Annotated in this window: 17 protein-coding genes; 10 read left to right on the top strand and 7 right to left on the bottom strand. The window is 55.3% G+C overall.

The window, feature by feature from the left end:
• The first annotated feature begins 26 nt into the window (after positions 1–26).
• Positions 27–1,991, top strand: a complete 1,965-nt coding sequence (locus H6F59_RS20090) for an ABC transporter ATP-binding protein (RefSeq protein ID WP_190704566.1) — start codon at positions 27–29, stop codon at positions 1,989–1,991.
• Between the two features lie 372 nt (positions 1,992–2,363).
• Here the strand turns inward: H6F59_RS20090 and H6F59_RS20085 are convergent, their stop codons facing one another.
• Positions 2,364–3,701 (bottom strand): DnaJ C-terminal domain-containing protein, encoded by a 1,338-nt coding sequence (locus H6F59_RS20085; protein WP_190704564.1) that lies wholly within the window; start codon positions 3,699–3,701, stop codon positions 2,364–2,366.
• 1,216 nt (positions 3,702–4,917) lie between these two features.
• Between H6F59_RS20085 and H6F59_RS20080 the strand changes: the two genes are divergently transcribed.
• The 5 genes from H6F59_RS20080 to H6F59_RS20060 all read left to right on the top strand — a co-directional run bounded on the left by H6F59_RS20080 (position 4,918) and on the right by H6F59_RS20060 (position 10,733).
• Positions 4,918–5,196 (top strand): hypothetical protein, encoded by a 279-nt coding sequence (locus H6F59_RS20080; RefSeq protein ID WP_190704560.1) that lies wholly within the window; start codon positions 4,918–4,920, stop codon positions 5,194–5,196.
• A gap of 490 nt (positions 5,197–5,686) precedes the next feature.
• On the top strand, positions 5,687–7,747 hold the full coding sequence (locus tag H6F59_RS20075) for an NAD-binding protein (RefSeq protein ID WP_190704555.1): 2,061 nt from the start codon (positions 5,687–5,689) through the stop codon (positions 7,745–7,747).
• Positions 7,748–7,879: 132 nt separating this feature from the next.
• Positions 7,880–9,502 (top strand): S8 family serine peptidase, encoded by a 1,623-nt coding sequence (locus tag H6F59_RS20070; RefSeq protein ID WP_242021592.1) that lies wholly within the window; start codon positions 7,880–7,882, stop codon positions 9,500–9,502.
• A gap of 75 nt (positions 9,503–9,577) precedes the next feature.
• Complete coding sequence (locus tag H6F59_RS20065) at positions 9,578–10,300, top strand: lipase family protein (protein WP_190704549.1); 723 nt, start codon at positions 9,578–9,580, stop codon at positions 10,298–10,300.
• A 28-nt stretch (positions 10,301–10,328) separates the two neighbouring features.
• The gene (locus H6F59_RS20060) at positions 10,329–10,733 is read left to right on the top strand and encodes a hypothetical protein (RefSeq protein ID WP_190704546.1); all 405 of its coding nucleotides are present in this window, start codon (positions 10,329–10,331) and stop codon (positions 10,731–10,733) included.
• Between the two features lie 67 nt (positions 10,734–10,800).
• On the opposite strand, the gene H6F59_RS20055 is transcribed toward H6F59_RS20060, so the two are convergent.
• Positions 10,801–11,325, bottom strand: coding sequence for an orange carotenoid protein N-terminal domain-containing protein (locus H6F59_RS20055; RefSeq protein WP_190520504.1), 525 nt, complete (start codon positions 11,323–11,325; stop codon positions 10,801–10,803).
• Between the two features lie 194 nt (positions 11,326–11,519).
• Positions 11,520–12,134, bottom strand: a complete 615-nt coding sequence (locus tag H6F59_RS20050) for a DUF6962 family protein (RefSeq protein WP_190704542.1) — start codon at positions 12,132–12,134, stop codon at positions 11,520–11,522.
• Between the two features lie 362 nt (positions 12,135–12,496).
• Here H6F59_RS20050 and H6F59_RS20045 point away from each other — a divergent pair, with 362 nt between their 5' ends.
• Positions 12,497–12,907, top strand: a complete 411-nt coding sequence (locus H6F59_RS20045) for a MerR family transcriptional regulator (protein WP_190704538.1) — start codon at positions 12,497–12,499, stop codon at positions 12,905–12,907.
• A gap of 232 nt (positions 12,908–13,139) precedes the next feature.
• A complete protein-coding gene (locus tag H6F59_RS20040; RefSeq protein ID WP_190704536.1) occupies positions 13,140–14,114 on the top strand; it encodes an aldo/keto reductase in 975 nt (324 codons plus the stop codon).
• 173 nt (positions 14,115–14,287) lie between these two features.
• Here H6F59_RS20040 and H6F59_RS20035 read toward each other — a convergent pair whose 3' ends face one another.
• Positions 14,288–14,686 (bottom strand): DUF5335 family protein, encoded by a 399-nt coding sequence (locus H6F59_RS20035; RefSeq protein WP_190704533.1) that lies wholly within the window; start codon positions 14,684–14,686, stop codon positions 14,288–14,290.
• A gap of 197 nt (positions 14,687–14,883) precedes the next feature.
• Here H6F59_RS20035 and H6F59_RS20030 point away from each other — a divergent pair, with 197 nt between their 5' ends.
• Positions 14,884–15,483: a tetratricopeptide repeat protein gene (locus tag H6F59_RS20030; protein WP_190704531.1), complete on the top strand. Its 600-nt coding sequence runs from the start codon at positions 14,884–14,886 to the stop codon at positions 15,481–15,483.
• A gap of 250 nt (positions 15,484–15,733) precedes the next feature.
• Here the strand turns inward: H6F59_RS20030 and H6F59_RS20025 are convergent, their stop codons facing one another.
• Positions 15,734–16,090 (bottom strand): hypothetical protein, encoded by a 357-nt coding sequence (locus H6F59_RS20025; protein WP_190704528.1) that lies wholly within the window; start codon positions 16,088–16,090, stop codon positions 15,734–15,736.
• Between the two features lie 1,028 nt (positions 16,091–17,118).
• On the opposite strand from H6F59_RS20025, the gene H6F59_RS20020 reads away from it, so the two are divergent.
• Complete coding sequence (locus H6F59_RS20020; RefSeq protein WP_190704525.1) at positions 17,119–19,548, top strand: ATP-binding protein; 2,430 nt, start codon at positions 17,119–17,121, stop codon at positions 19,546–19,548.
• A gap of 180 nt (positions 19,549–19,728) precedes the next feature.
• Here H6F59_RS20020 and H6F59_RS20015 read toward each other — a convergent pair whose 3' ends face one another.
• On the bottom strand, positions 19,729–20,415 hold the full coding sequence (locus H6F59_RS20015) for a type 1 glutamine amidotransferase domain-containing protein (RefSeq protein ID WP_190704522.1): 687 nt from the start codon (positions 20,413–20,415) through the stop codon (positions 19,729–19,731).
• A gap of 47 nt (positions 20,416–20,462) precedes the next feature.
• Positions 20,463–23,114, bottom strand: a complete 2,652-nt coding sequence (locus H6F59_RS20010) for a PAS domain-containing protein (protein ID WP_190704519.1) — start codon at positions 23,112–23,114, stop codon at positions 20,463–20,465.
• Positions 23,115–23,615 lie beyond the last annotated feature (501 nt).

Here is a 23,615-nt window from a genome sequence, read left to right as displayed (position 1 = left end):
GCTGCGTCAACATTTGCATTGCCCCCATGACCGCTACCCCCACTCTCCCCAGCGACGACACCACCCGCCGTCCCGACAGCGACTGGCGGCTGTTTCTGCGCATGTGGCCCTACATCTACAAACACCGCAATGCTCTGGTGATGCCGCTGGTCTTGCTGGTGCCCCTATCGCTGGCCAACGCCCTTCAGCCGGTGCTAATTGGTCAGGCCATCTCCCTAATTCGCCAAGAGCCGGTGATGTTCTTCCTAGAGGGCTTCACCCTCCAGAGCGGGCTGAACTTACTGGTAGGGCTGCTGGTAGTTACCGTGCTGATTCGCCTGCTGCTGGATGGCTTTCAGAGCTACCTGGTGCAGGCCGTGGGCCAAAACATTACCGCCGACATTCGCACCGACCTGTTTACCCACGTCACCTCCCTAGCGGTGCGCTTCTTTGACCGCACCCCTGTGGGCAAGCTGATTACTCGCATCACCAGCGATGTCGATGCCCTGGGCGACGTGTTCTCCACGGGGGCGGTGGGCATTATTACCGACGTGGTGTCGATGCTGGTGCTGATCGTGGTGATGTTTACCATGCAGTGGCAGCTGGCCCTCATGCTGTTGGCCCTGCTGGTGCCCGTTACCTGGCTGATTATTTACTTTCAGCAGCAGTTTCGCAAAGCCAACTATAAATCCCGCGAGCACCTGTCCGAACTCAATGCCACCCTGCAAGAAAACGTGGCGGGCATCAACGTAGTTCAGCTGTTTCGGCGCGAGCGCTACAACGCCGAAATGTTTCGCCACACCAACCAGAAATACATCACCGCCGTCGATAAAACTATTTTCTACGACTCGGCAGTGTCGTCTACGCTGGAGTGGATTTCGCTGGTAGCGATCGGCGGCGTGCTCTGGCTCGGCGGCCTGCTGGTGATGCAAGACGCCCTCACCTTTGGCACCCTGGCCACCTTTATTCTCTTTGCCCAGCGCCTCTTTGACCCCCTGCGCCAGTTTGCTGACAAATTCACCGCCATCCAAGCCGGTCTCACCGCCGTGGAGCGCATCACCGACCTGTTTACCGTGCCGGTTGAGATTCGCGACCCGGAGAAGGTGGGGAGTGAGGGAGTGGGGAGTGATGGGGTAGGGAGTAATGGGGTAGGGAGTAAAAACGATAGCCTGAGCGCTTTTCCTACCACTTACCCTACCCAGCTAGAATCCGCCGCCGAGTCTACCACCCATCCACCCATTCACTCATCCGCCCCTCACCCCATCACCCCATCACTCTCCAAAGCCTCCGAGATTCGCTTCGACCACGTCACCTTTGGCTATAAGGCCGATGAGCACGTGCTCAAGGACCTCACCTTCACCATTCGCCCCGGCGAAAAAGTGGCCCTGGTGGGGCCGACGGGGGCGGGGAAGAGTTCGATTATTCGGCTGCTGTGTCGGCTCTACGATATCAACCAGGGGGCAATCTTGCTGGATGGGGTGGATATTCGCGATTTGCCCCAGTCAGAGCTGCGGCGGCGCATGGCGGTAATTTTGCAGGATGGCTTTCTCTTTGCTGGGGATGTAAAGAGCAACATTACCCTGGGGGAGGAATATCCCATTGAAGCGGTGATTGAAGCGGCGAAAAAGACCAACATCCACGGCCTGATTGAAGATCTGCCCCAGGGCTACGACACCGAGCTGCGGGAGCGGGGCACAAATCTCTCAGGTGGGCAGAAGCAGCTGCTGGCCTTTGCCCGAGCGGCGATTCGCGACCCGGGAATTTTGGTGCTGGATGAGGCTACCGCCAACCTGGATGTGGGTACCGAGGCGATGATTCAGGAGGCGTTGGAGCGGCTGCTGGAGGGGCGCACGGCGATTATTATTGCCCACCGTCTATCGACTATTCGCAACGTCGATCGCATTCTCGTACTCAAGCATGGCGAGCTGGTCGAGCAGGGCAGCCACGACGAGCTGCTGGCGCGGGAGGGGTTGTATTCGAGTCTGTATCGTTTGCAGCGATTGGGGGTATAAGACGTCTTCTAAAAACCCTGGAACTAAAGTTCTAGACTTAGAGCAAAATTTTCTTCTAGCGGTGCCCATCACCCGTTGCAGACAAACTCTGCATCATGACGGATCAACTCTTAGCGGTCGGTGTGCATGGGCGTTGTTAGACTGCGATCGCTTGCTTAGAGTCCAAAATTCTGGTGCGTTCCCAGGAATTTATGGGCGAAATAATTGGGAATTGTCGTGGGGAACGCACCCTACAAGATCGGCGATCGCACTTAAATAACTTGGTATACGGCTTCAGCCGCAACTACACTCCAGTTTCCGGCATCATTGACAACATAAACATCACGTCGCATACCACAGTCCCTAGATGTACCGAATTTCAAATGGATAATGTCATTGCTGCTTACTCTGGTTTTGTATCTCTAGGAGTGTAAGAAATAATTGCGTACCAGTAGAAAGGACAGGCTCAATTACGCCCCTGTTAGAGTGGCTTCTATCAAAAATGTAAAGACCTTTATGTGTTAGAACACTAACTCTGGGCTCAATAGTTGGGCTTTCCTCGTTGTGCTGGTCAATAACAGGTGTTTTTCCAACCAATGATTTAGCTAAGTCAATCACCCGCATCACCAGCGGTTTAATGTGCGGATGTTCTGTATCTTCAAACATGATTAATCCATTCACACCAAGCTTTCCATTTAAGTAACGGACTCTGCCATCTGAATAAGCCGCTAGAGTGTCTACCCAACCATCTACCGGAATTTCAAATACAACACCATGAACGTCATCTGCAATGCTGTGGGGAGGAGTCTCTCCCAATTGACGCAATGCTTTCCATGTCCAAAGTTTATGGCGAATTTCAGCAATGGGGCTATCCAGCAATTGCCTTAAACTCTTCTTTGCTGCCTCTAAGTTTCCATCATGCAGATGATTGAAAGGCTCAACCAACAAACTATCCTTTGAGTTGTATTGGGTTATGAGTTCCTCAAAAGATTGATCTACAAAAAGCAATCTTTTGTAGTGAGCATCGTAGTCTATTGGGTTTTCTGTTGCTTCTTTTACAGCAAAAGGTGACGGGCGAGATTTGATACTCGGTTTAATTTTGATGCTCACTAAGTGATCTCCTCGCTGTTTAGGATTACCGAGGACTGGCACTCCTCTATTTTGCAACCTTAAATCAGCAACACGATTGCCAATTGCTGGAATATTCAATGTTTCGACAGTACCGTCAATTGTCCTAACTTTTACCTGACATCCTGAGGCTGACGCCTCTTCACTAATCGTGATTTCTGACAGCAGATTAATGCCATCTCGCTTAAATTCTGGATCTTGGTCTACTGACAAATACACATATAAATCGCCGCTTGCTCCACCTGGCTCTGCGTCTCCTTCTCCAGCGACCCTTAGACGAGTTCCCTCTTCAACCCCCGGAGGGATTGTAATAGTTAGATTTTTTGTGACTGTGATAAGCCCATTGCCGTTACAGCTTCTACAGGTAAGGGCTGGTCTACCTTGAAGCCAACCTCCCAGTCCTCGTTTCTGTACTCTCTCTCCACCACAACTTTGACAGTTTTCTAAGTGGCAGATGCGGATAACTTCTTCTCCACCCAAAACTGCTTTGCGAAAGTTTAGTGTTAGATCAAATCGTAAATCCTCGCCTCGTCTAGCAATCATTCTAAATCCCTGATTAGTAACCCTAGAATCACTAAAGCACAACTCAATAACGATCGCCAACTTCTGTCCCTAATGTGGTGGACGATTTTTATGACTTCACAACGTGGAGCTGAAACCATTCCTCAAATAGCAACGCAGACAGGAAATACCGAAGTCACAAAACCTACTATCAGTAGGGCACATAGAGCACAAACCATTCCAAAAGCTACGTTCTGCCAACCCTTCCGATACCGTTTCAGCTCATATGAAAGTAGAAGAGTGAGTAGTATAAGCCCGACAGCACCGTTTAACGGGAAAAAGGTCCGGGAACTGAGAAAATGGTCAAAGAAGCTGCAATAGTGGCTCCAGCGAGAGCAGCAGAATCAATGGTTTGATACTGATGTAGCCATTCTTATCAAGAGAAGTTCCTTTTTATCAAAAATTTTGACTCTATTCCTCTTTTCTACCTAATTTTCCTTGTGAGGCAGAGGCTTTCCAGGCAAACTCAACTTTATTTAACAGAATGCTCCCTAAACAGCCTCAACCATTGTCTCGTCAATAACCTTTAAGTAACTTAACTCAACAGTCCGGACAGTTTTAGCAACGAAGCTATAAGGCTTATAGGGCAATCACTCCAGCGATTGGCTACTTGAATCAAAGTTAGCTCGCAGGCTGACCTTGATTTAAACAATTCGAGCAACGTAGGCTCTGGCTTACGGCAATAGGAGGGCAAATTTTTGTCCGGAGTATTGTTAACTATGAGTGCTAGCAGATAAGTTGCAAGAACCGACCTTCGCAATAACCCAAGAGGCTAACAAGTTATTGGATCGCTTTAATCTGCCTAATTCCCTTTACAGAGTAGATAGGCGGATTACTTGCAGCTTGATTGTCGTTATCGGGTAGATAGATAGGCAGCGAGTAATCTGTATATCTTCCATTTTGCTAGGTGCGTTCGCTTAGGCTCATGACGTTACATTTTGACGCCCGCCCTAGAGGTAGGGTATAAACCGCGCCGATCTAAAACGTTCCTGCTGCTATACGGTTGACGGGGAGCTTTTGTACCATTATTTTTTGCGTTAAGCCGTTCAGCAGAGCGGTGACCACACAGAACTCGGAAACTTTAGCGCTGCCGGAAGGTGGTACCAGCACCAACCGACAGCTAACCCCGCAAATCTCTAACGCAGATTGCGAGGCTAGGCTCATGGTACCCTAGCCCCCCAGTTTGCACCTCAAGCTGCGGGCGGCTAGGGTTTTCGCGTTCTGTTTCTTGCAACCATACGCAAAGGAAACAGAACCGATGTTTGAATATCTCGAACCCGATAATCGCGGCGCATCTAACCTGCCGCCGTCTCCGCGCAGCAACCCCCAAACTCACCCCGAGAAAGTGCGTCATCTGCTCTACGGCAGCCTAGCCGCCATAGACTGCACCATCAAAATTCTCCATGCCCACGGCTACGCTGACCCCAACGACTGGAGCGACCCCATCCCCGTGCCGCCAGGCGGAGTGGTGGGCACAGCCTCCCCAGACATGCAGTGGATGGTGATTTTGACTAAAACCCTACTTATAGAGGAGTAGCTCCACTGATCAACGAGGCCGGGACCGCGCTAGCTTTGGCCCAAATTGAGCTATAAGCCAAGGCACCCGGCCTCTAAACACCATAATTAAGCAAAGTGGCACAGCGCTTTATATTCGCGCAGCGTTGCGAAGCAATCTGCATCCTCAGATCGTCAATGCGGCATAGCAGATCACCGATCTGGCACAGCAGTTTAGTGATCTGCACCCTCAGATCGTTAATGTGGCACAGCAGATCGTTAATGTGGCATAGCAGATCACCGATCTGGCACAGCAGTTTAGTGATCTGTGCCCTCAGATCGCCAATGCGGCACAGCAGTTTGGCATTGCAGGTCCAAAGTACGGCTCTGCGGTAGGTCAGCTTAGGATATTTCGTTTTGCACTGAGATAGTGCTCACCGTTTGACCTGTGTTTACCGCAAACTTGTCTGCGAAGCAGCCACTGCTCAATTCTCCCGCCTACAATAGCGGCATTCTACTTCCCCGCTCTCCCTGTGCTCGACGCAGTTCCTCAGCCGCTGAAGTCTTCGCCACCCTTACCCAGCGACGGCTTTTTGGTGTGTGGGTTAGGTAGCCTGGGCCAAAACTGTGTCGCCAATCTCAAAAGCTTTGGGGTGCCTGTCCATGCTATCAACAACACCCTGCCCGACCAGTGGGAGGTACCCCGCCTACGGGATTTAATTGACCACTTAGAACTGGGTGACTGCCGCTCGGCAGAGGTGCTGGAGCGGGCGGGAATTCGCCAGTGCCGGGCGGTGCTGCTGGTCACTCAGGATGAGCGGGTCAATTTGGAGGCGGCCCTGACGGCGCGGGTGTTGAACCCTCGGGTGCGGCTAGTGATGCGTTCAGATAAGCAAAACCTCAACGAGCTGATAGGGCAGCAGCTCAAAAACTTTGTCGCCCTTGAGCCCACGCAGCTGGCGGCTCCGGCCTTTGCCTTAGGAGCCTTTGGGGAAGAGCTGATCGGCTACTTTAGCCTCGACGGCCACCGCTTTCAGGTGGTGATGCAGCGGCTGGAGCCAAGGCATGGCTGGTGCGATCGCCGCCAGCTCCACCAGCTAGACACCAGCCATCGCCGGGTACTCTGCCATACTCCCCTCGCTCCAGATCCGGATAGGGTAGCTGCCAGCCCCTCGGCGCTGTTCTACAGATGGCTACCCGACACGGTGCTGCGAGCCGGTGACGAGGTCGTTTTGATCGAATGCGACGCCCAGCTGCGATCGCTCCATCTCGAAGCCCCCAAACCTCTGCGTCAGGGGGCATTTAGAGGACTGCGGCAGGCGATCGCCCGTCTGCGCGACTGGCCGGCCCTGCAGCAGGGCTTGCTCAGCATTTGGCAGGCTAACTCTGGCCATCAGCTGCGCCGGGTGGCCACGGTTTGCGGCGTTACCGTGCTGGCCTTGTGTCTGGTTGGCACCCTGCTCTTAGATGCCAATTCCCCCGATGACATTCCTCTATTTCAAGCATTTTTGTACACATTTATTACCCTGTTTGGCGGCTACGGCGATGTCTACGCCGCTCTCGCAGACTTTGAGCATCCGCGTCTGCTCCAGACCTTTGGGGTGCTGCTAACAGTGGCCGGAGCCGCTTTTGTCGGCGTACTCTATGCCCTGCTCACCGAAAAACTGCTCACGCTGCGGTTTGAGTTTATGGAGCGCCGCCCCCCCGTACCTGAAAAAGACCACGTCGTTGTGATTTGGTTGGGGCGGGTCGGGCGGCAGGTGGTAGCGGCGCTGCAAGAACTCGATCAGCCGATAGTGGGTATTTCGGCTCAGGCGCTGGATGCCGACGTGCTGCCTAAAGTGCCGCTGCTGACTGGCGATGTCAATGTCGCCCTTGCCAGGGCTAATCTGGCCACGGCCAAAAGCGTAGTAGCCGTTAGCGAAGACGAAATTCAAAACCTGGAGATGGGGCTGTTGGCCCACCGGCTCAACCCCGACTGCCGCGCCATCATTCGCACCTACGATCGCCAGTTCAGCGATCGCGTTGCCCAGATCTTTCCCTTCGCCCAGGTGCTCTGTGCCTCAGCGCTATCGGCTGAAGCCTTCGCTGCAACGGCCTTTGGGGAGCATGTCATTGGCCTATTTCGCCTCTACGACCAAACGGTGTTGATTACCCAGTACTGGGTTGAAACCGGCGATACCCTGGCCGAGATGCTGCTGTCGGAGGTGGCCTATGGCTATGGCGTTGTGCCCCTATGGCATCAGCATGGCGATCAACCCGGCAAAATCATGCCCTCCGACGACACTCGCTTGCAGCCGGGCGATCGCCTGGCGGTACTGGCTACCATCAGCGGTCTGCGCCGCATTGAGCAGCGCGAACTCGCCCCCCGCACCTGGCACATTTACCTCGAAAAGGCCCTCACCGCCGATGCCCTGTTTGATGGTGCCACCGAGCTGGCTCGGGTGGTTGGCTACCGCCTCGGCGACGCGCGGGAGTTTATGGCTCAGCTACCCGGCACCCTGCCGCTGCCGCTCTACCGCCACCAGGCCCTACGCCTTAGCCGCCTGCTCACGCGGGCCCAAGTCAAAGCCCAAGTGATGCCACCGCCTTAGGGCAAAACAGCAGAAGATTCTGAAGAAATAGATAGATTCAGCGGTTTTCCTACCGGGGCTAGGGCCTTTGCGATAGAGTTTGCCCAGAGATATTTGCAGCAGGGCAGGGCTATGGCGAAGCGGGGTAAAGGAATGACGCAGCACCAAGGATTAAAGTCTCGTCTGAGGGCGCTGCTCTGGCTGGGGGGAATCGGTGCTCTGGTGCCCCTGGCCCTGCCGGTGCTGGCCCTCACCGAATCCGTTGGCCCTGAAGGAATTGACGCCCGGCGGCTGCACGACGCCCCCTACAATTTGACTGGCGAAAAAATTGCCATTGGCCAGGTCGAAATTGGCCGCCCCAGCCAGTTTGGCCTCGACAAAGTGGCCTCAGAAACCCTGCCTGTGGTGGTGCGGCGCGTGCTGGTGCTCGACGGCTGGGCCGTGGCCGATGAGTATGTCGATGGCCACGCCGCCAATGTAGCCAGCGTCATGATCAGCCAAGACAAGCTGCGGGTGGGAGTTGCCCCCGCCGCCATGCTGTATTCAGGTGCGGTAGGGGAGCTGGGCGATCGCAGCGCCCAGCCCGAAGAATGCCTCGCCTCCCAGTCGGTAGCGTCGCAGAACGGCGGTGACGTGCGGGCGATCAACTTTAGCTTTGGTGAGCCCCTGGGCCGCGACCCGCGCCCCAACGCGGTGCTCGACGGCAACGCCCTGCTCACCCAGTGCATCGACTGGTCATCGCGGGTGCACGGTGCTCTGTATGTGATTGCGGGCAATCAGGGCGGCGGGGGCATTCCCATTCCCACCGACAACTTTAACGGGCTCAACATCGCCTACTCGCGCCAGGTCAACGGCCAATTCAGCAAAATCGACTACTCTAACCTGGGCAGCGAACCCACACTGCGATCGCGCCAGGCCGCCCCCGAAACCAATGAAGGCCCTCGCCGTTCGATTACCCTGGTAGCCCCCGGCAGCGACATTGAACTCATCGACCCCGACGGACAGGTGCGGCGCTCCAGCGGCACCAGCTTTGCCTCGCCTCACGTGGTGGGCGCCGTTGCTCTGCTGCAACAGTTTGTCGATCGCCAGTTTCGCACCGGGTCGCCCAACTGGTCCCTAGATGCCCGCCACCCCATGGTGATGAAAGCCGTGCTGCTCAACTCCGCCGACAAAATCAAAGACAGCGGCGACGGCCTACGCCTGGGCATGAGCCGGACCCTGGTGGATGACAGCAACCGCTCCTGGCTTGAGTCTGATGCCTACCGCGACCCCAAAATTCCGCTTCACAGCGACCTGGGCACTGGCCACCTCAACGCCTACCGCGCCTACCAACAGCTAGCCCCCGGTGCCACTGGCCCCGATCAGGCCATTCCCGCCATCGGCTGGAACTTCGCTGAGCTGGAGGCTAAGCCCGCCACTGTTCACGATTACGAGTTTGCCGATGCTCTCCAGGCGGGCAGCTTTTTGTCGGCCACCCTGGCCTGGGAGCGAGTGGTAGAACTGGCCGATGCCAACAGCAACGGCCTCTACGATCTGGGCGAGGGCTTTAACGACAAGGGGCTCAACAACCTCGATGTGTACCTCATGCCCGCTGACGAAGACGACATCACCAAGAGTGTGTGGTCATCGGTGAGCGAGGTTGACAGTATTGAACATATTTTTTACCAAATTCCGGAAACGGGTCGGTACAAACTGAGAGTTATCTATCAGCAGCAGGCCCACAGCGAACCCACCCAGCCCTACGCCCTGGCCTGGTGGTCGGTGCCTGCACCTTAGAATCTAGAGCAGGGGTTTCAGCTACTCCTCTACCAGTTTTCAGGGAAAAACTATGCCTTTTTGGAGGAATGCCCAATGGTCGACTACGCCGTTGCTCTCAAATGCGCTCGCCTGTGCCAAGAGGTCTACCGCGACTTTAATGGTCTGCGGTTTTCGAGCTATCCCGACGTTGAACCAGTGTTTGTCGAAAGCCAGGACAATGGCTTTACCGACACTCAGGTGTCGATTTTGAATGAGATGACTAGCGATCGGCTCTACATTGTCTTTCGCGGCTCTGACAAATCCATTGACTGGATGAACAATGTTCAGTTCCGCCAGCAGGTCTATCCCTACGGAGACGGCAATACCGAGGTGAAGTTTCATCAGGGATTTATGACGGCCTACTTCGCCGTGCGCAAGCAGCTGCTGGATGCGATGGAAAAGTTTGTGGGGCAGCACGTCATCGTCACCGGCCACAGCTTAGGTGGGGCTTTGGCCACCATCGCCGCCCTCGACATCCAGTACAACTTGGGCGGCAAGCGCGATCTCAGCTTTGAGGTGTACACCTTTGGCGCTCCTCGGGTGGGCAACCGCGCCATGGTCGAGTCGTACAACGGCCGCATTCCCAACAGCTATCGCTTCATCTACGGTTGGGATATTGTCACCCGCATTCCCCGCACCTGGCAGGGCTTTGATCATGTGGAAAAAGCTATTCAGTTGGGCTCTCGCTGGACATGGCAAGTGCTCAGCCGCCGCTTTAGCGACCACTCGATCGACGGCTACATTGCAGATCTAGAGGCCGAAGCCAAAGCCGCTTGAGCTAAAAATTTGATGCTGAGGCTATGCCGTGAGACGTTCTCTACCGCTCTTTTTCAGCATCGCTGTAGCTCTGATGATTGGTTTCGTCTCGGGTCTGGCCGTGGCTCATAGCTCAGAGACGGTGGAGATTAACCGAGTTGTTGCTATGGGCTGGGGCGATGGCAAGTATGGCGATGCCTTCTACGGTGCCCTGGTATATCTGGAACCCCAAAGCAGCGGTTATGCGGTCAGGGCTAAGGTCTACATCGGACGCGACAACATCGGGCGGGGCACCAGCTACATCCACGATTGCGGTCAGCTTGGCACCGTCAAAACCCATGCCGAGGCAGTAGCGCAGTGGGGGGCGATCGCCTGGTCTGATGCGGGGTTACGTATCGGCCATAGCCCAGATAGCTATTTCGTGGCGCGCGACCAGCTCGAAAACCACCGGTAGTAGCTTGAACACAAGGTTCTATGTTCGCGGCCCCGGCATCTTCAAAGATGCCGGGGCCGCATTGTTCTTACAAGCTGTTGGTGATGCCGGTTTCGGATAGGGGAGGGGGAGCGGTGACGCTGGTGAAGCCCATTTGGGTGGCAGCTTCCCGCAGCAGCGAAATCTGTGACTGAAACTCCATGCCCTTAATGTCGGACAGAATTTTGCTGACATCGCCTTCGGCTTCGTAGTCGCTGGGCATATCGACAATTTGCTTGCCCATGGCTTCGGCCCAGCCATACCAGACTAGCAGCTGGTTGTTGGCGCTCAAAGCACCGTAGCGCTCAGATATATCGCTGTGCTCGCCCCGCGCAACGCTGCGCATGGCCTCAAGCTGATCTTCTTCCGATAGGTCATACAGCGCTTTAATCAGCGGCTCAGCCAGTTCAGGATCGGCGGCTTCGGGCGCTGCTGGAGTGATAGAGCCGCCCATGGCCTCATATATGTAGTAGAGCAATGCCAGCTTATCGTCTACAGACAGCGCGTCGTAGCGTTGAAACAGGTCGTTAGTAGAGTCTTCAGTAATTTGAGTTGTTTGATTGTTAGAAGCCATATAGTCATCCACATCTAATGTCTTCGCTTTACACTAAGCCCACCGTCTTTGCCTCAACATCGACTGCGAGGGAGACATAGTCAGAGTCAGTGGGTAGAGAAGGGGAGGTAGGGGAGATGAATCGCCTACTACACAGCTGCATCTCCCCTTTCCTCTTTCTCGCTGCCGCTACCCGTAATCTCCTAAACTCAGTTCTAGCCAGGAACACCGGCATTAGCCTGGTGCTTAGCGGCAACGCTGCGGTAGATGCAGAACAGCGCCACCATTTGCACCAAGTGATAGACCACCAAAGGGCTGACCCCAGGCCAGGGAATTAGCAGCCCTATGGCCCCCAGCCCCGAGAAGGCGATCGCAGCCAGCAGCCAGACTGGGGCACTAGGATCCCGATAGCGCTGGAGCCATTGCACCAACAGCACAATGAGCAACGCGCTGAGGTAATCGGCCACCCGCAGAGCAAAACCCCATAGGGTGAACCCTGCGGCGATCGCCAGGGCGAGTTTTGCCGTCGCCAAGGCTAGTAAGGCCCGGCGACGGCCCCGGCGCAGGGTCATCGCCGCCGCTACAACAGTAAAAAAACTGGCGATCGCTACCGCTATACCCATGCCCTGCCAGAGCCAAATTCGCTGGAGCAGAGACATCTGGTGGGCAAACCCGTGGTAAATGCCCCCCATCAAGGCCGCGCCGCTAACACTGGTAAAGGCGGCCGCCCATAGCCGTTGCACGCCCCCCTGTCCCAGCAGCAGCCCGGCTAAAATCAGGCATTCCAGGGCGATCGCGTAGTCGGTCAGAGTGGTAATCGGTTCTGCCATGCTGGGAAAAAGCGAATGAAGCTGGGCTATCGCAGCCCGCGATTAAAGTCTAATACCGAACTCGAACTCAACACTTCGGCGTTGCTAATCGAGGAATGAACTGGCAAAACCTTTAGACTCCGCTGGCTCTCTAAATCCTCCAATTCTGGGGGACTTTGAGACTCTGTACTCCCCCATTTTTGGGGGCTAGGGGGCAATCCTATCCCCATGGGCACCTAGGTAGGGCAAATGGCATTTGTTTTGATGAAGCGATGGTTGGCAAACGGATTTCTCAGGGCAAGCACTCTTGCCCCAGATCAAACCAGACAGATTTGAAAAATTCTGCTTGACTTAGAGTGCGCTCTAACCTCTAACGTGCACATATGGAAGAACTCACCATTCAGCAGGTCGCCGTTGCCACTGGGCTTAGCGTTTACACCTTGCGCTATTACGAGCGCTGCAACCTGATTGCGCCCATTGGTCGCTCCACTAGCGGCCATCGGCGTTACTCAGCCAACGACCTCCGCTGGATCGAGTTTTTAAACAACCTGCGCCTGACGGGGATGCCCATTCGTCAGATGCAGGAGTACGCAGAGCTGGTGAGGTCTCAGCCCGACACTGGGTTCCACAGCCGACGGCAAATCCTGGAATCTCACCGTGAAGCAGTGCTGGCCCAAATTCAGCAGCTGCAAGACAACCTGGCCGTCATCGACTGGAAGATTCAGCACTATTCAGAACTAGAGGCAAACATTCATGACTCACTCAACCCATCTGAACAAACCCGCTCTGCCTGACGCATAATCTTTGCGATCAAGCCCTTACCAGCAGTGGATAGGGCGGCAGGAGCGCAGATTTTCGCCAGTTTACTAATCACACAAAAGGTCTAAGCCTTCAAGTTTCACCGCTCGCAGCCGGTCCCCTGGATCTGTGCTGCGGAAGTTTGAGCATCCCAACCCCCAAACCCCCAAATTTGGGAGTTTGGGAAAAACGATTTTGAAATAGAACACGTCAACTAGGAGTTAAGCCATGAAAACCCGTAAATTAGGTCAACTGGAAGTTTCTGCCATTGGGCTCGGCTGCATGGGCATGTCAGAGTTCTACGGCGATCGCGATGAGGCGGAGGCGATCGCCACTCTGCACCGTGCCCTAGAGCTTGGCGTCACCCTGCTCGATACCGCCGATATGTACGGGCCTTTTACCAACGAAGAGTTGGTGGGCCGCGCTATCAGAGATCGTCGCGACCAGGTGGTGCTGGCCACTAAGTTTGGCAACGTGCGTACCGCCGAGGGCGGCTGGGGCGGCGTTAGCGGCAAGCCCGACTACGTCAAGCAGTGCTGCGATGACTCACTCAGACGGCTCGGGGTCGAGGTAATTGACCTCTACTACCAGCACCGGGTAGACCCCACCGTGCCCATCGAAGACACCATCGGGGCAATGGTCGAGCTAGTGCAGGCGGGTAAAGTGCGCTACTTGGGCATGTCAGAGGCGGCCCCTGACACCATTCGCCGCGCCCATGCTGTGCACCCCATCAGCGCGCTGCAAACCGAATACTCCCTCTGGAGCCGGGAGCCGGAGGACGACATTTTGCCAACAGTGCGTGAGCTGGGCATCGGCTTTGTGCCCTACAGCCCCTTAGGGCGCGGTTTTTTGACTGGTGCCTTTCAAACACCCGACGATTTTGCGCCCGACGACTATCGCCGCCATGCCCCCCGCTTTCAAGGTGAAAACTTTGCCAAAAATCTGGCTTTAGTTGATCAGGTGAAGGCGATCGCTCAGGAAAAAGGCGTTACCCCCGCCCAGCTCGCTTTGGCCTGGCTGCTGGCCCAGGGTGACGACATGGTGCCCATCCCTGGCACCAAGCGCCGCAAGTACCTCGAAGAAAACGTGGCGGCGGTGGAACTTGAGCTGTCCCAGACCGAACTCGATCGCATTAACGCTGTAGCCCCCCAGGGTGCCGCCGTGGGCGATCGCTACGCCGATATGAGCACCGTCAACCGCTAGGCGGCACTGCCAAGACCTGTTTTAACTTCCTTAAGAGGGCAGGGGGTATCTGTTGATTCCCCCTGCCATTGCAGAATTCTTTGAACCACTGCCTAGTCAAACTGCCCACAAAATCTAAAGTGGTGCCCGATCGATCGAGCACCACTTTTCAAAAACGTTAGTAAACCGTAGCCCTAAAAACCTCCGGTTGGGCTCAGCCGTTGAAACTGAAAACTAATGACGGTTTGGGCGTAATCCTCATCGGTGATGGTGCAAGACTGAATTGCCCCATCTTCATCAGTAACTATACTGACGGCTTGAGGAGACACAATGCGGTGAGCATAAACAGCCTCACGGGTGCCCAAAAAGCGGTTGACCGTGACCATCAAGTCGTTGCTGTGGTCGGGCTGGTCGTAGGTGATCGAAAACAGCGGCTTTTGATACAGCACGTTAAAGTCGCCCAGTTCTTGGTCTAATTGCTTCAACGTAATCAACCGGCCCCGGTGCTCATCGGTGAGCTGGGCAAAAAATTCTTGCCAAATGCCGTGGGGAATATCAAGCTGATATCGCTTACAGGACAGTTCCAGATCCATCGTCTACCTCCTAACGATGGTGTTCAGAGTAGGTTTTTTGTGTGTCATTGCTGTGCCAAGACTATGACAAAAGAGCTAAATCTGGCCTGGGCAACACCGACGAGACGGGACTGAGACGCCACCGACACAAAATTGCCACAACCGCTAACTACCGTTACTTGAAATGCACCGATTCCCTCTAGGAAAAGGACAAAGCTATGAAAACTATGGTTCGCGATCGCCAAATCTCACCCGTTGGCCTTCGATCCAATGCAACGCTACCTCAAGGCCGGTCTCTGGCCACCGCTCCCAGGGCGTTACCTCCCTGCGACAACGAAACCGTTGCCATGGGCCAGTGCGAACTCGGCAAGATTCGCTTAGAGATGGGGCGCTTTGAAGACGCCCTTGAGCTGTTTGAGTATGCCTTAGCCCTAGAACCCCACGATGTCGAAAGCTGGCACAACCGAGCCGAAGCTCTCACCTGCCTCAACCGCTACGAAGATGCCTTGGCCAGCTTAGAGCAGGCCCAAACCCTAGCTGGGTTTGCCACCACTCGACTATTGGTGCAAAAAGCCGTGGTGCTGATCTGGCTCAACCGTCTAGAAAACGCACTCACCTGCTGCAATCGCGCCCTTTGGCTTAACCCCGAGCACAGCCAAGCATGGCTCTTTCGCGGCGTTGCCCTACAGCGCTTGGGGCGCTCTAAGGAGGCCCACCGCAGCTACCGCCGAGTTGCTCAGCCAGCGCTAGCGTCTGGGTCTCACTCCAACCTTCAGCGGCTTTGCCAAGACATCGTTCACAGTCACCAAACTAGCTAGTTCGGCAGACAGCCACCGAGTTCTCTGAAAATTGCTTGTTGATTCCTCCCCTTCTCCCCCTTGGGAGGAATCAACACTCTAAAGTCCTTCACCATGAGCTTCACAGACTTCACCTGGTAAAGATGGGGAGACTTTGCTAGGTACAGTACGTTTACAGATTGACAGCCCAAAAAAAATCCCTCTTCTTTTTCAAGGAGAGGGATTTGAGGCATTAGACTGTAGCTCAAGACATCGCTGGTACCAACGGGGTCTAGTTGCCGGGGGTAATTTTCTCTAGAACGTTTTCAATCTGATCCTGAACGGTGGTAGCAGTTTGAGAATCTGCGGGGGAATTCATGGTGTGCAGGTCAGCATCGCCTTGCACTTCATTAGGGCCTTGCTGGGCTTTACGCCGAACTTCTTGCTGGTTTCGAGGCTCAGCATCAAGGGCACGCTCTGACGTTTCCTGGAGATTATTCATTTGGGTGGTGCCATCAGAGGGGCTGCTGCTTGAGTTGCCAAAAGCCATTGCTGGGTTAGCTATCCCTAATAGCAAAAACAGCGAGGCTACTACCACCATAGAAATCCGAGCCAGGTTGCGATTTAGGCGACGTAGAACGTGTTCCATGTAATTATCCTTTCAACTTAATTGTTGCAAATTATCTTTAAAGCCAAAACCGTTGTGAAAGAAACCAAAGATGTTTTATGGTCAGCCTTGCGACAAAGCCTTATGGTATAGTCCACTACGTTTTTGGCTTTAGCATTCCAACATTAGGACAACGGCAGTGACTCAACATCGCTCCCAAGATATACGCCTAACGACGTTTGCCTCTGTCTTTTGCTATATTTTTTGGACAACCACGGGAAGAGGTTGTCCACAGGCCCTCAGCTCCTGTATACTCTTTCATCGCGCTTAGAATTATGTCAATAACCAATCTGCTCTATATGTTAAGGGAGCATTTAAATTATTTTTTGACTTCTCAAATGGGATGGTTAGCTAAACCGCTCTTTACCTATCTAATTTATGAATATTCTTCTTAAAATTGCTATTCTCTGCAGTAAAAATCAAATACTTAAATTCGACAGCCTCGCTTAAAACTAAAGTGATATAAAAGAAGATTTTTAAATCAAGTAGCTTCTTTTCTTAAAGAAAGCATAGGAAAAACCAGGCAGTAGAGGTGATAACAAATGTCCTTTAAGCCTCTTGTGAGCTATATAGTCAAAGGCAAGCTTTTGCACAAGGACGATGGCTTTGGTTGACAGCACATTTGAGTTAAGTGTTTGCAGCAGGTATTTTTAACGCTTTGTTTAACTAACTGGCTTTAATAGAAGCCAATATTTAATTGCCTGAATTGGTTAGCGTAATTAAAAGTAAAAAAGGTTTCTACCCTAAGATAGATCACCCTTTCTATAAAAAGGATGATTATCAGTCATAGCTATAGTTTCGCGGCTATAGCTAACGATACAGGCCTAGTAGTCCAGCTCTTTGGGCAAGTGAAGTTGTGGTTGAACCAGGCTTGAGTCAGTAAAACCATTCAGGCAGCTGATTTAACCGAGCGGTGATTTACTGCCGCAGCGTTGCATTGCAGAGCCGCTATATTCCTTTAGGGTTGAGAGCTGCTGGCGCTAGGTGCACAGGCATTACGGGAGAATATAATGTCCCTTCAGGGAACCACCCAAGCTGTTTTTGCTGGCCCCGCCCCACTAGCCGCGCTGCTGCGATCGCGCGATTGGTCACAGACCTCGCTGGGCGATGCCGCCACCTGGCCCTCTGCCCTTAAGACAACCCTGGGCATAGTACTCAGCGCCGAAACACCCATGGCCTGCATTTGGGGATGCGATCGCATCCTATTGCACAACTCGGCCTGCGCCCCATTGCTACCGGCCGATGCCCAAGGACAGTCCCTCACCGCCATTGACGGCTGGGGAGCGGCAGGCAGCGCCATTGAGCAGGTGTTTGCCAACGGGCGATCGCAGTCCTTCGACTTTATGCAAGGTGCTACCCTGCATCACTGGGCCTGTAGCCCTATTTGGGATGAGGCTGGCCAAATCGGCGGAGTATTTGTTACTGGTCAGCCCACCCATTGCCCCTCGACGGAGGGCGCCTTGCGCAAGAGCGAAGAGCAGCTGCGCCTAGCTCAACAGGGCGCTGAGGCCGGCCTGTGGGACTGGGACATGGTCAACAATCACGTTACCTGGTCAGAGGAGTACTATCACCTCTATGGCTTGGACCTGACGGTAAAGCCCTCCTACGACAACTGGCTGGCCAGCATCTCACCACTCGATCGCCCCCACGTTGAGATAAAAGTCCGTGAGGCCATTGAGCGGGGCAAAAACCTGAAGGTCAGTTTTCGCATTGGCCACCCTGAGGACGGCCGCCGCTGGATCATGGTCAGGGGGCAGACCTTCTACGACACAGCGGGCAACCCCATTCGCATGACCGGCATTGCCATCAACGTCACCGAGCAAAAGCGCTTTGAGCAAGCCCTAATCGGCAGCGAAGCCATCGCCCGCACCCAGGCTGAAGAACTGGCCGCCCTGATGGAAGCCACCCCCGCCGCCATCTGGATTGCCCACGATGTCGACTGTTCTCAGATGACCGCTAACCGCATGGCCCACCAGCTCATGCAGGCGGAGCCGGGCTCGCTGTCCACTGCCAACTCCTGGGTCGGGGGCGGTTCGCTGCCGTTTAAGCAGTACAAGCAGGGGCAAGAACTGCTGCCCCAGGATCTGCCGATGCAAAAGGCCATTCGCACCGGGCAGGAAGTCACCGATGAAATCGAGTTTGTCTACCCCGACGGCACGGTGCGCTATATCTATGGCAAAGCAGTGCCGCTCTACGCTCCCAGCGGCGAGGTGCGAGGGGCGATCGCAGGTTTTATCGAAATTACCGCGCTCAAACAGAGCGAGCACGAGCGCGAGCAACTGCTCCAGCGCGAGCGCATCGCCCGCGAAGAGGCTGAGCAGGCCAATCGACTCAAGGATCAGTTCTTGGCGGTGCTTTCCCACGAGCTGAGGTCGCCCCTCAACCCTATTCTGGGCTGGGCCAGGCTGCTGCAAACTCGCAGCTTCGATGCGGCTAAAACCGCCCAGGCCCTGGCCACCATTGAGCGCAACGCCCTGCTTCAGACCCAGCTGGTTGACGATCTGCTCGATCTGGCCAAAATCTTGCGCGGCAAGCTCCACCTCAACCCGGTGCCGGTTTACCTAGCTGGCATAGTCGAAGCGGCCGTGGAGACGGTGAAGACCTCGGCAGCGACTAAAACCATCGCCCTCAAGCTCGATCTGGAGCCAACCATTCAAGTGGCGGGCGACACTGCGCGCCTGCAGCAAGTCGTCAGCAACCTGCTCTCCAACGCCATCAAATTCACCCCTAGCGACGGCCAGGTCACCGTCACTCTAAAATCCGTCGATAACCAGGCCGAAATTAGCGTCAGCGACACAGGAATTGGCATTAGCCCAGAGTTTTTGCCTCACCTGTTTGAGTCCTTTCGGCAAGAGGATATTTCCATTACTCGCAGGCATGGGGGGCTGGGGCTGGGGCTAGCGATCGTGCGCCAGCTAGTCGATGTTCACGGTGGCACCATTACCGCCCGCAGCCCTGGCGAGGGGCAGGGGGCCACCTTCAGCGTTCGGCTCCCTCAGCTGTCGGTGGAGACGAGCACTGACCCCGCCGCTGCCCTGCCCAAACCAGCCCTCGATTTGAGCGGCATTCGAGTATTTTCTGTCGATGATTCAGCCGATACCCGTGAGTTCTTGACGGTGCTGCTAGAGCAGTACGGGGCCAACGTGATTACCGCCGGCTCGGCCAGCGAAGCCCTGGCCGCCCTCAGAACCATGCATGCCGACGTGCTGATCAGCGACATCGGCATGCCCGAGATGGATGGCTACAAGCTGATTCGCCGGGTGCGCGCTTTGCCTCCAGACCAGGGTGGGAACATTCCGGCGATCGCCCTTACCGCCTATGCCCGCGACGAAGATCAGCGGCAGTCTTTGGCCAGCGGTTATCAGCGCCACCTCAGCAAACCCCTCGATCTGGAAAAGCTGGTGCAGGCCGTGGTCGAACTCACCCAAGCTCGTTCGTAAATTCAAAGGTCCCTCATAGGGACAAACGGCGTTTGCCCTTGCCCAAATTCGCGCCTCAGTTCTGATTTGGTAAACCCCGATTCATAGGCAGGAGTCCCGTAGGGGCGTAGCATGCTACGCCCCTACAAAATGGGGGCCTCAAACCTTGACCCTGGCGCGATCGCACCCTCCGCTCTTCCCCTACCGAGCGACGCTTAGCGCTTGCAGCAGGGCTTGGGCCGCCGCTTCCGAGGAGGCTGGATTTTGCCCAGTGATTAGGAGACCGTCGTGGACCACGTGGGTCTGCCAATCATCAGATTTGGAGTAGTTGCCGCCGTTTTGCTTCAGCATGTCTTCTACCAAAAAGGGCACCACGTCGGTCAGGCCCACGGCGGCTTCCTCGCTGTTGGTAAAGCCGGTTACGCCTTTGTTTTGCACCAGGGGCGAACCATCGGGCGCTTTAGCATGGCGCAGCACCCCAGGGGCATGGCACACGGCGGCCACGGGCTTATTCGCCCCATAGAAGGCCTCAATGAGGGCGATGGAATGGGTGTCAGCGGCAAGATCCCACAGCGGCCCGTGGCCACCGGGATAAAACACGGCGTCGTAGTCGGTGGCTGACAGCGTAGACAGCACGGCGGTGTTGGCTAGGGCCTGCTGGGCGTCGGGGTCTTGGCCAAAGCGATCGGTAGCCTCGGTTTGGGCGTCAGGGGCGTCGCTTTTGGGGTCTAGCGGCGGTTGCCCACCTCGGGGTGAGGCTAGGGTAATATCGGCCCCAGCATCTTTGAACACATAGTAGGGGGCCGCAAATTCTTCTAGCCAGAAGCCGGTTTTTTTGCCGGTGTCTCCCAGCTGGTCGTGAGAGGTCAAAATCATCAAAATTTTCATGAGTTTTCCTTAAATAGAGTTGGGGCGGCGGTGAAGTAGAGGTGGACCTAGCCGCTACCGCCGAGCAGCTCTGCCAGGGCCTGGTCCAGTTGCTCTAGGTCGAGGGGTTTACTCAGGTGACGCTGAAACCCGGCGGCGAGGACGCGATCGCGCGTTTGCCCATCGACGTAGGCAGTCAGGGCGATCGCCGGGGTCAGCCCCCCCTCTGCCGCTAGCCGCTGGCGCAGGGCCTGAATCAGCATAATTCCATCCTTCTCGGGCATGCCGATGTCGCTAATTAGAAGATCGGGATGGTGCTGCTCGATCAGGTGCATGCCCTCCTCAGCAGATTTAGCGGTCAGCACCTCCATGCCGTAGCCTTCTAGCAAGGCCGTCAACAGGTGCAGCGAGTCGAGATCGTCGTCTATAACCAGCACCCGCCGATCGGTGAAGCTGATGACGCCGGGGGGGGCGCTTGCTGGGGAGAGTGAGGCTGTAGTGGCCAAGTGCAGTCGCACCGTAAAAGTTGACCCCTGCCCCAGTCCTGGGCTAGTCACCGACACCTCGCCGCCGTGCTGCTCTGTCAGATAGCGCACGATCGCCAGACCCAAACCGAGTCCGCCAAAGGCCCGGGTGCTGCTGCTGTCAGCCTGGCGAAACCGCTCAAACACGTGGGGCAGGAAATCGGCACTAATTCCATGGCCAGTATCGGCCACCTCAATAATGGCATAGCTACCATCCCGGCGCAGGCCGATGGTGACGGCACCCCCCTTGGGGGTGAACTTAATGGCATTGGAGACCAGGTTCCACACGATCTGCTGGAGGCGGTTGTGGTCGCCCGCTATCTTTCCTAGGTCGGGGTCAAATTTGGTGATTAGGGTGATCTCCTTGGCTCGGGCCGCGAGCTGCACGGTCTCTAAGGCGGCCTGCACCACGTCAGACAGCATCACAGACTGAATATTAAGCTGTAGCTTGCCGCGCAAAATGCGCGACACATCGAGCAGATCTTCAATCAGCTCGGCTTGAACTTTGGCGTTGCGCTCAATGGTTTCGAGGGCGCGGGTGCGGGTAGTCTCGTCGAGGGGGCGCGATCGCAGCAGCGAGACCCAGCCCAAAATTGGGTTCAGCGGCGTGCGCAGCTCGTGGGAGAGCATCGCCAAGAACTCGTCTTTGATGCGGTTGGCCGCCTCGGCTTCTTCCCGGGCGACGCGCTCTTGGGCCAAGGCGCGATCGCGCTCCACCAGCGCCATTTTCTGGTCGTGAATATCCGTCGATGAGCCAAACCACCGCAGCACCTCCCCCCGCTCATCCCGCAGGGGAAACGCCCGCACCAGGTGCCAGCGGTATTGACCATCGGCGGCCCGCCGTGGCCGGGTTTCTAGGGCCAGCAGCAGCCCTTTTTGCAGCGCCTCGTCCCAGGCAGCCTGGCCGCGATCGCGATCGTCGGGGTGCAGCACCGCCAGCCAGCCCTGGGCAAAACTCTGGGCCGGGGTCAGGCCCGTGTAGTCGTACCAGCGCTGGTTGCAGTACTCCAGTTGGCCATTGGGTAGCGCCGTCCAAAACATCTGCGGCATAGAGTTGGCCAGGGTGCGAAAGTGCAGTTCGCTCTTGCGCAGGGCCTCCTCCACCTGCTTTTGCTCAGTCACATCAGAGCTAATTTCTAAAACGGCGGCGGGCTCATTTGCCGGGGTAGATTGCAGCGTCCAGCGGCTGTTGGTGATAATTGAGCGGCCGTCGCGGGTGGTTTGCATCAACTCCCCTGCCCAGTAGCCCTCCTGCAAAATGGCCTCGCGAATCGCTTCCATGGGCTCTGGCAAAACGGTTTTGAGTAAATCTGTGGTCGATTGCCCAATCGCCGCCTCCGCCGACCAGCCATACCGCCGCGCGGCCCCCTGGTTCCAGTAGGTAATTGTGGCCGTGTCGAGGTCTTGAATAATAATGCTGTCGTTGGCCAAGTCGAGCATTTGCATTTGCTGGTAGAGCTGACGCTGACTATTTCTGCGATCGGTCACGTCGCGAAAATAGATGGCCAGCCCGTTTTCCAGGGGGTTAGTGTGCATTTCAAACAGGCGATTGGGGTGCGCTACCCCTGGAATTTCAACGATCAGCGGCTGTCGAGTTGTCATCGCCCGCTGAAACGATTCCCCCATGGCGCTACCCTCTAAGTTTGGCAGCACCTCCCAAATTGATTGCCCTAGTAGCTCCTCTAGAGGACGGTTGAATAGGTGCTGCGCCTGGGGGTTGATGTACACAAACCGCCACTGCAAATCGACAGCATAAAAGCCGTCGGTAACGCTCTCTAAAATAGCCGTCACCCACTGGTTGGTGTGGCGTAGAGAAAACTCGCTTTCTTGCAGCTGTAGAGAGCTGTGCTCTAAGCGATCGCGAGCCGATCTAAACGAGCCACACAGCAGGCTAAGAACAACCCCTTGCGTAACAAATACTAGGGTCCGAATAATGGCTGGAGCATCTAAGCTCAGGCCACCATTTGGGGACATAAAAAAATAGTTGCTGAGCAAGGCCGCTAACCCTGTGGCTAGCAATCCGCAGGCAACACCGCCCCACATGGCGGCGATTATCACCGATCCAAAAAACAGTAAAAATGGGGTCGTAGCCATGTCGGCTACCGGATTCAGTAACCCTATCAGCAGGAGCGCCATCGTCACGCTCAAAACCGCTATGCCGTAGGTTTTAGGACGCAAATAAGGCCGAACGTTCATAGCAGCATAACGGTACGAAGCATTTAGGGCGATCGCAAGCTGTTCCTAGCCTACAGCTCCCACGTAAAAACCTCTAACCAAGCCTGCCCCAGCGTTTTTTTAGCTAGCTTTAGCTTGAGAGGGCGAGTTACTTTAGTCATATATCTCCAGGTATAAATTAAGTATTTGCACCTGCGGCGATGGGCGATCGCTACCGAAGTAACCTCATCCAGTAAGGTGAGCTACAGCAGCAAAACGGTCTATTCAGCAAAAAACTCCTAAAGTTTTCGTCAAGAGGGCGTTTCAGAAATCTTGCTTTTTGCTGCACAAGACAGGGCGTTGAAGCAACTTCTAAACGATATCGCAGCAGTTGCTCTAGTCAAGATACTTTGATCAGCAAAATTCTCTGGTAGGGGCATTGCAGTGTGTCACGCGCTGTAAGGTTGTGCCCCCATGGGTGACACAAGGTTATGCCCCCTGATGAATCAGGGGGTTTTTCTTTTGGGGTGGGAGAGTTGCAGG

Source organism: Nodosilinea sp. FACHB-141 (genome assembly GCF_014696135.1).
GTDB lineage: Bacteria > Cyanobacteriota > Cyanobacteriia > Phormidesmidales > Phormidesmidaceae > Nodosilinea.
Note: the sequence above shows the minus strand (reverse complement) of the source record. Positions and strands in the feature narration are given on the sequence as shown.

Excerpts from the sequence above, each read along its gene's own strand:
- H6F59_RS20030 (WP_190704531.1), top strand. The coding sequence starts at position 14,884 with ATGAAAACTATGGTTCGCGATCGCCAAATCTCACCCGTTGGCCTTCGA.
- H6F59_RS20040 (WP_190704536.1), top strand. The coding sequence starts at position 13,140 with ATGAAAACCCGTAAATTAGGTCAACTGGAAGTTTCTGCCATTGGGCTC.
- H6F59_RS20045 (WP_190704538.1), top strand. The coding sequence starts at position 12,497 with ATGGAAGAACTCACCATTCAGCAGGTCGCCGTTGCCACTGGGCTTAGC.
- H6F59_RS20050 (WP_190704542.1), bottom strand. The coding sequence starts at position 12,134 with ATGGCAGAACCGATTACCACTCTGACCGACTACGCGATCGCCCTGGAA.
- H6F59_RS20055 (WP_190520504.1), bottom strand. The coding sequence starts at position 11,325 with ATGGCTTCTAACAATCAAACAACTCAAATTACTGAAGACTCTACTAAC.
- H6F59_RS20080 (WP_190704560.1), top strand. The coding sequence starts at position 4,918 with ATGTTTGAATATCTCGAACCCGATAATCGCGGCGCATCTAACCTGCCG.
- H6F59_RS20025 (WP_190704528.1), bottom strand. The coding sequence starts at position 16,090 with ATGGAACACGTTCTACGTCGCCTAAATCGCAACCTGGCTCGGATTTCT.
- H6F59_RS20090 (WP_190704566.1), top strand. The coding sequence starts at position 27 with ATGACCGCTACCCCCACTCTCCCCAGCGACGACACCACCCGCCGTCCC.
- H6F59_RS20020 (WP_190704525.1), top strand. The coding sequence starts at position 17,119 with ATGTCCCTTCAGGGAACCACCCAAGCTGTTTTTGCTGGCCCCGCCCCA.
- H6F59_RS20015 (WP_190704522.1), bottom strand. The coding sequence starts at position 20,415 with ATGAAAATTTTGATGATTTTGACCTCTCACGACCAGCTGGGAGACACC.
- H6F59_RS20070 (WP_242021592.1), top strand. The coding sequence starts at position 7,880 with ATGACGCAGCACCAAGGATTAAAGTCTCGTCTGAGGGCGCTGCTCTGG.
- H6F59_RS20010 (WP_190704519.1), bottom strand. The coding sequence starts at position 23,114 with ATGAACGTTCGGCCTTATTTGCGTCCTAAAACCTACGGCATAGCGGTT.
- H6F59_RS20065 (WP_190704549.1), top strand. The coding sequence starts at position 9,578 with ATGGTCGACTACGCCGTTGCTCTCAAATGCGCTCGCCTGTGCCAAGAG.
- H6F59_RS20035 (WP_190704533.1), bottom strand. The coding sequence starts at position 14,686 with ATGGATCTGGAACTGTCCTGTAAGCGATATCAGCTTGATATTCCCCAC.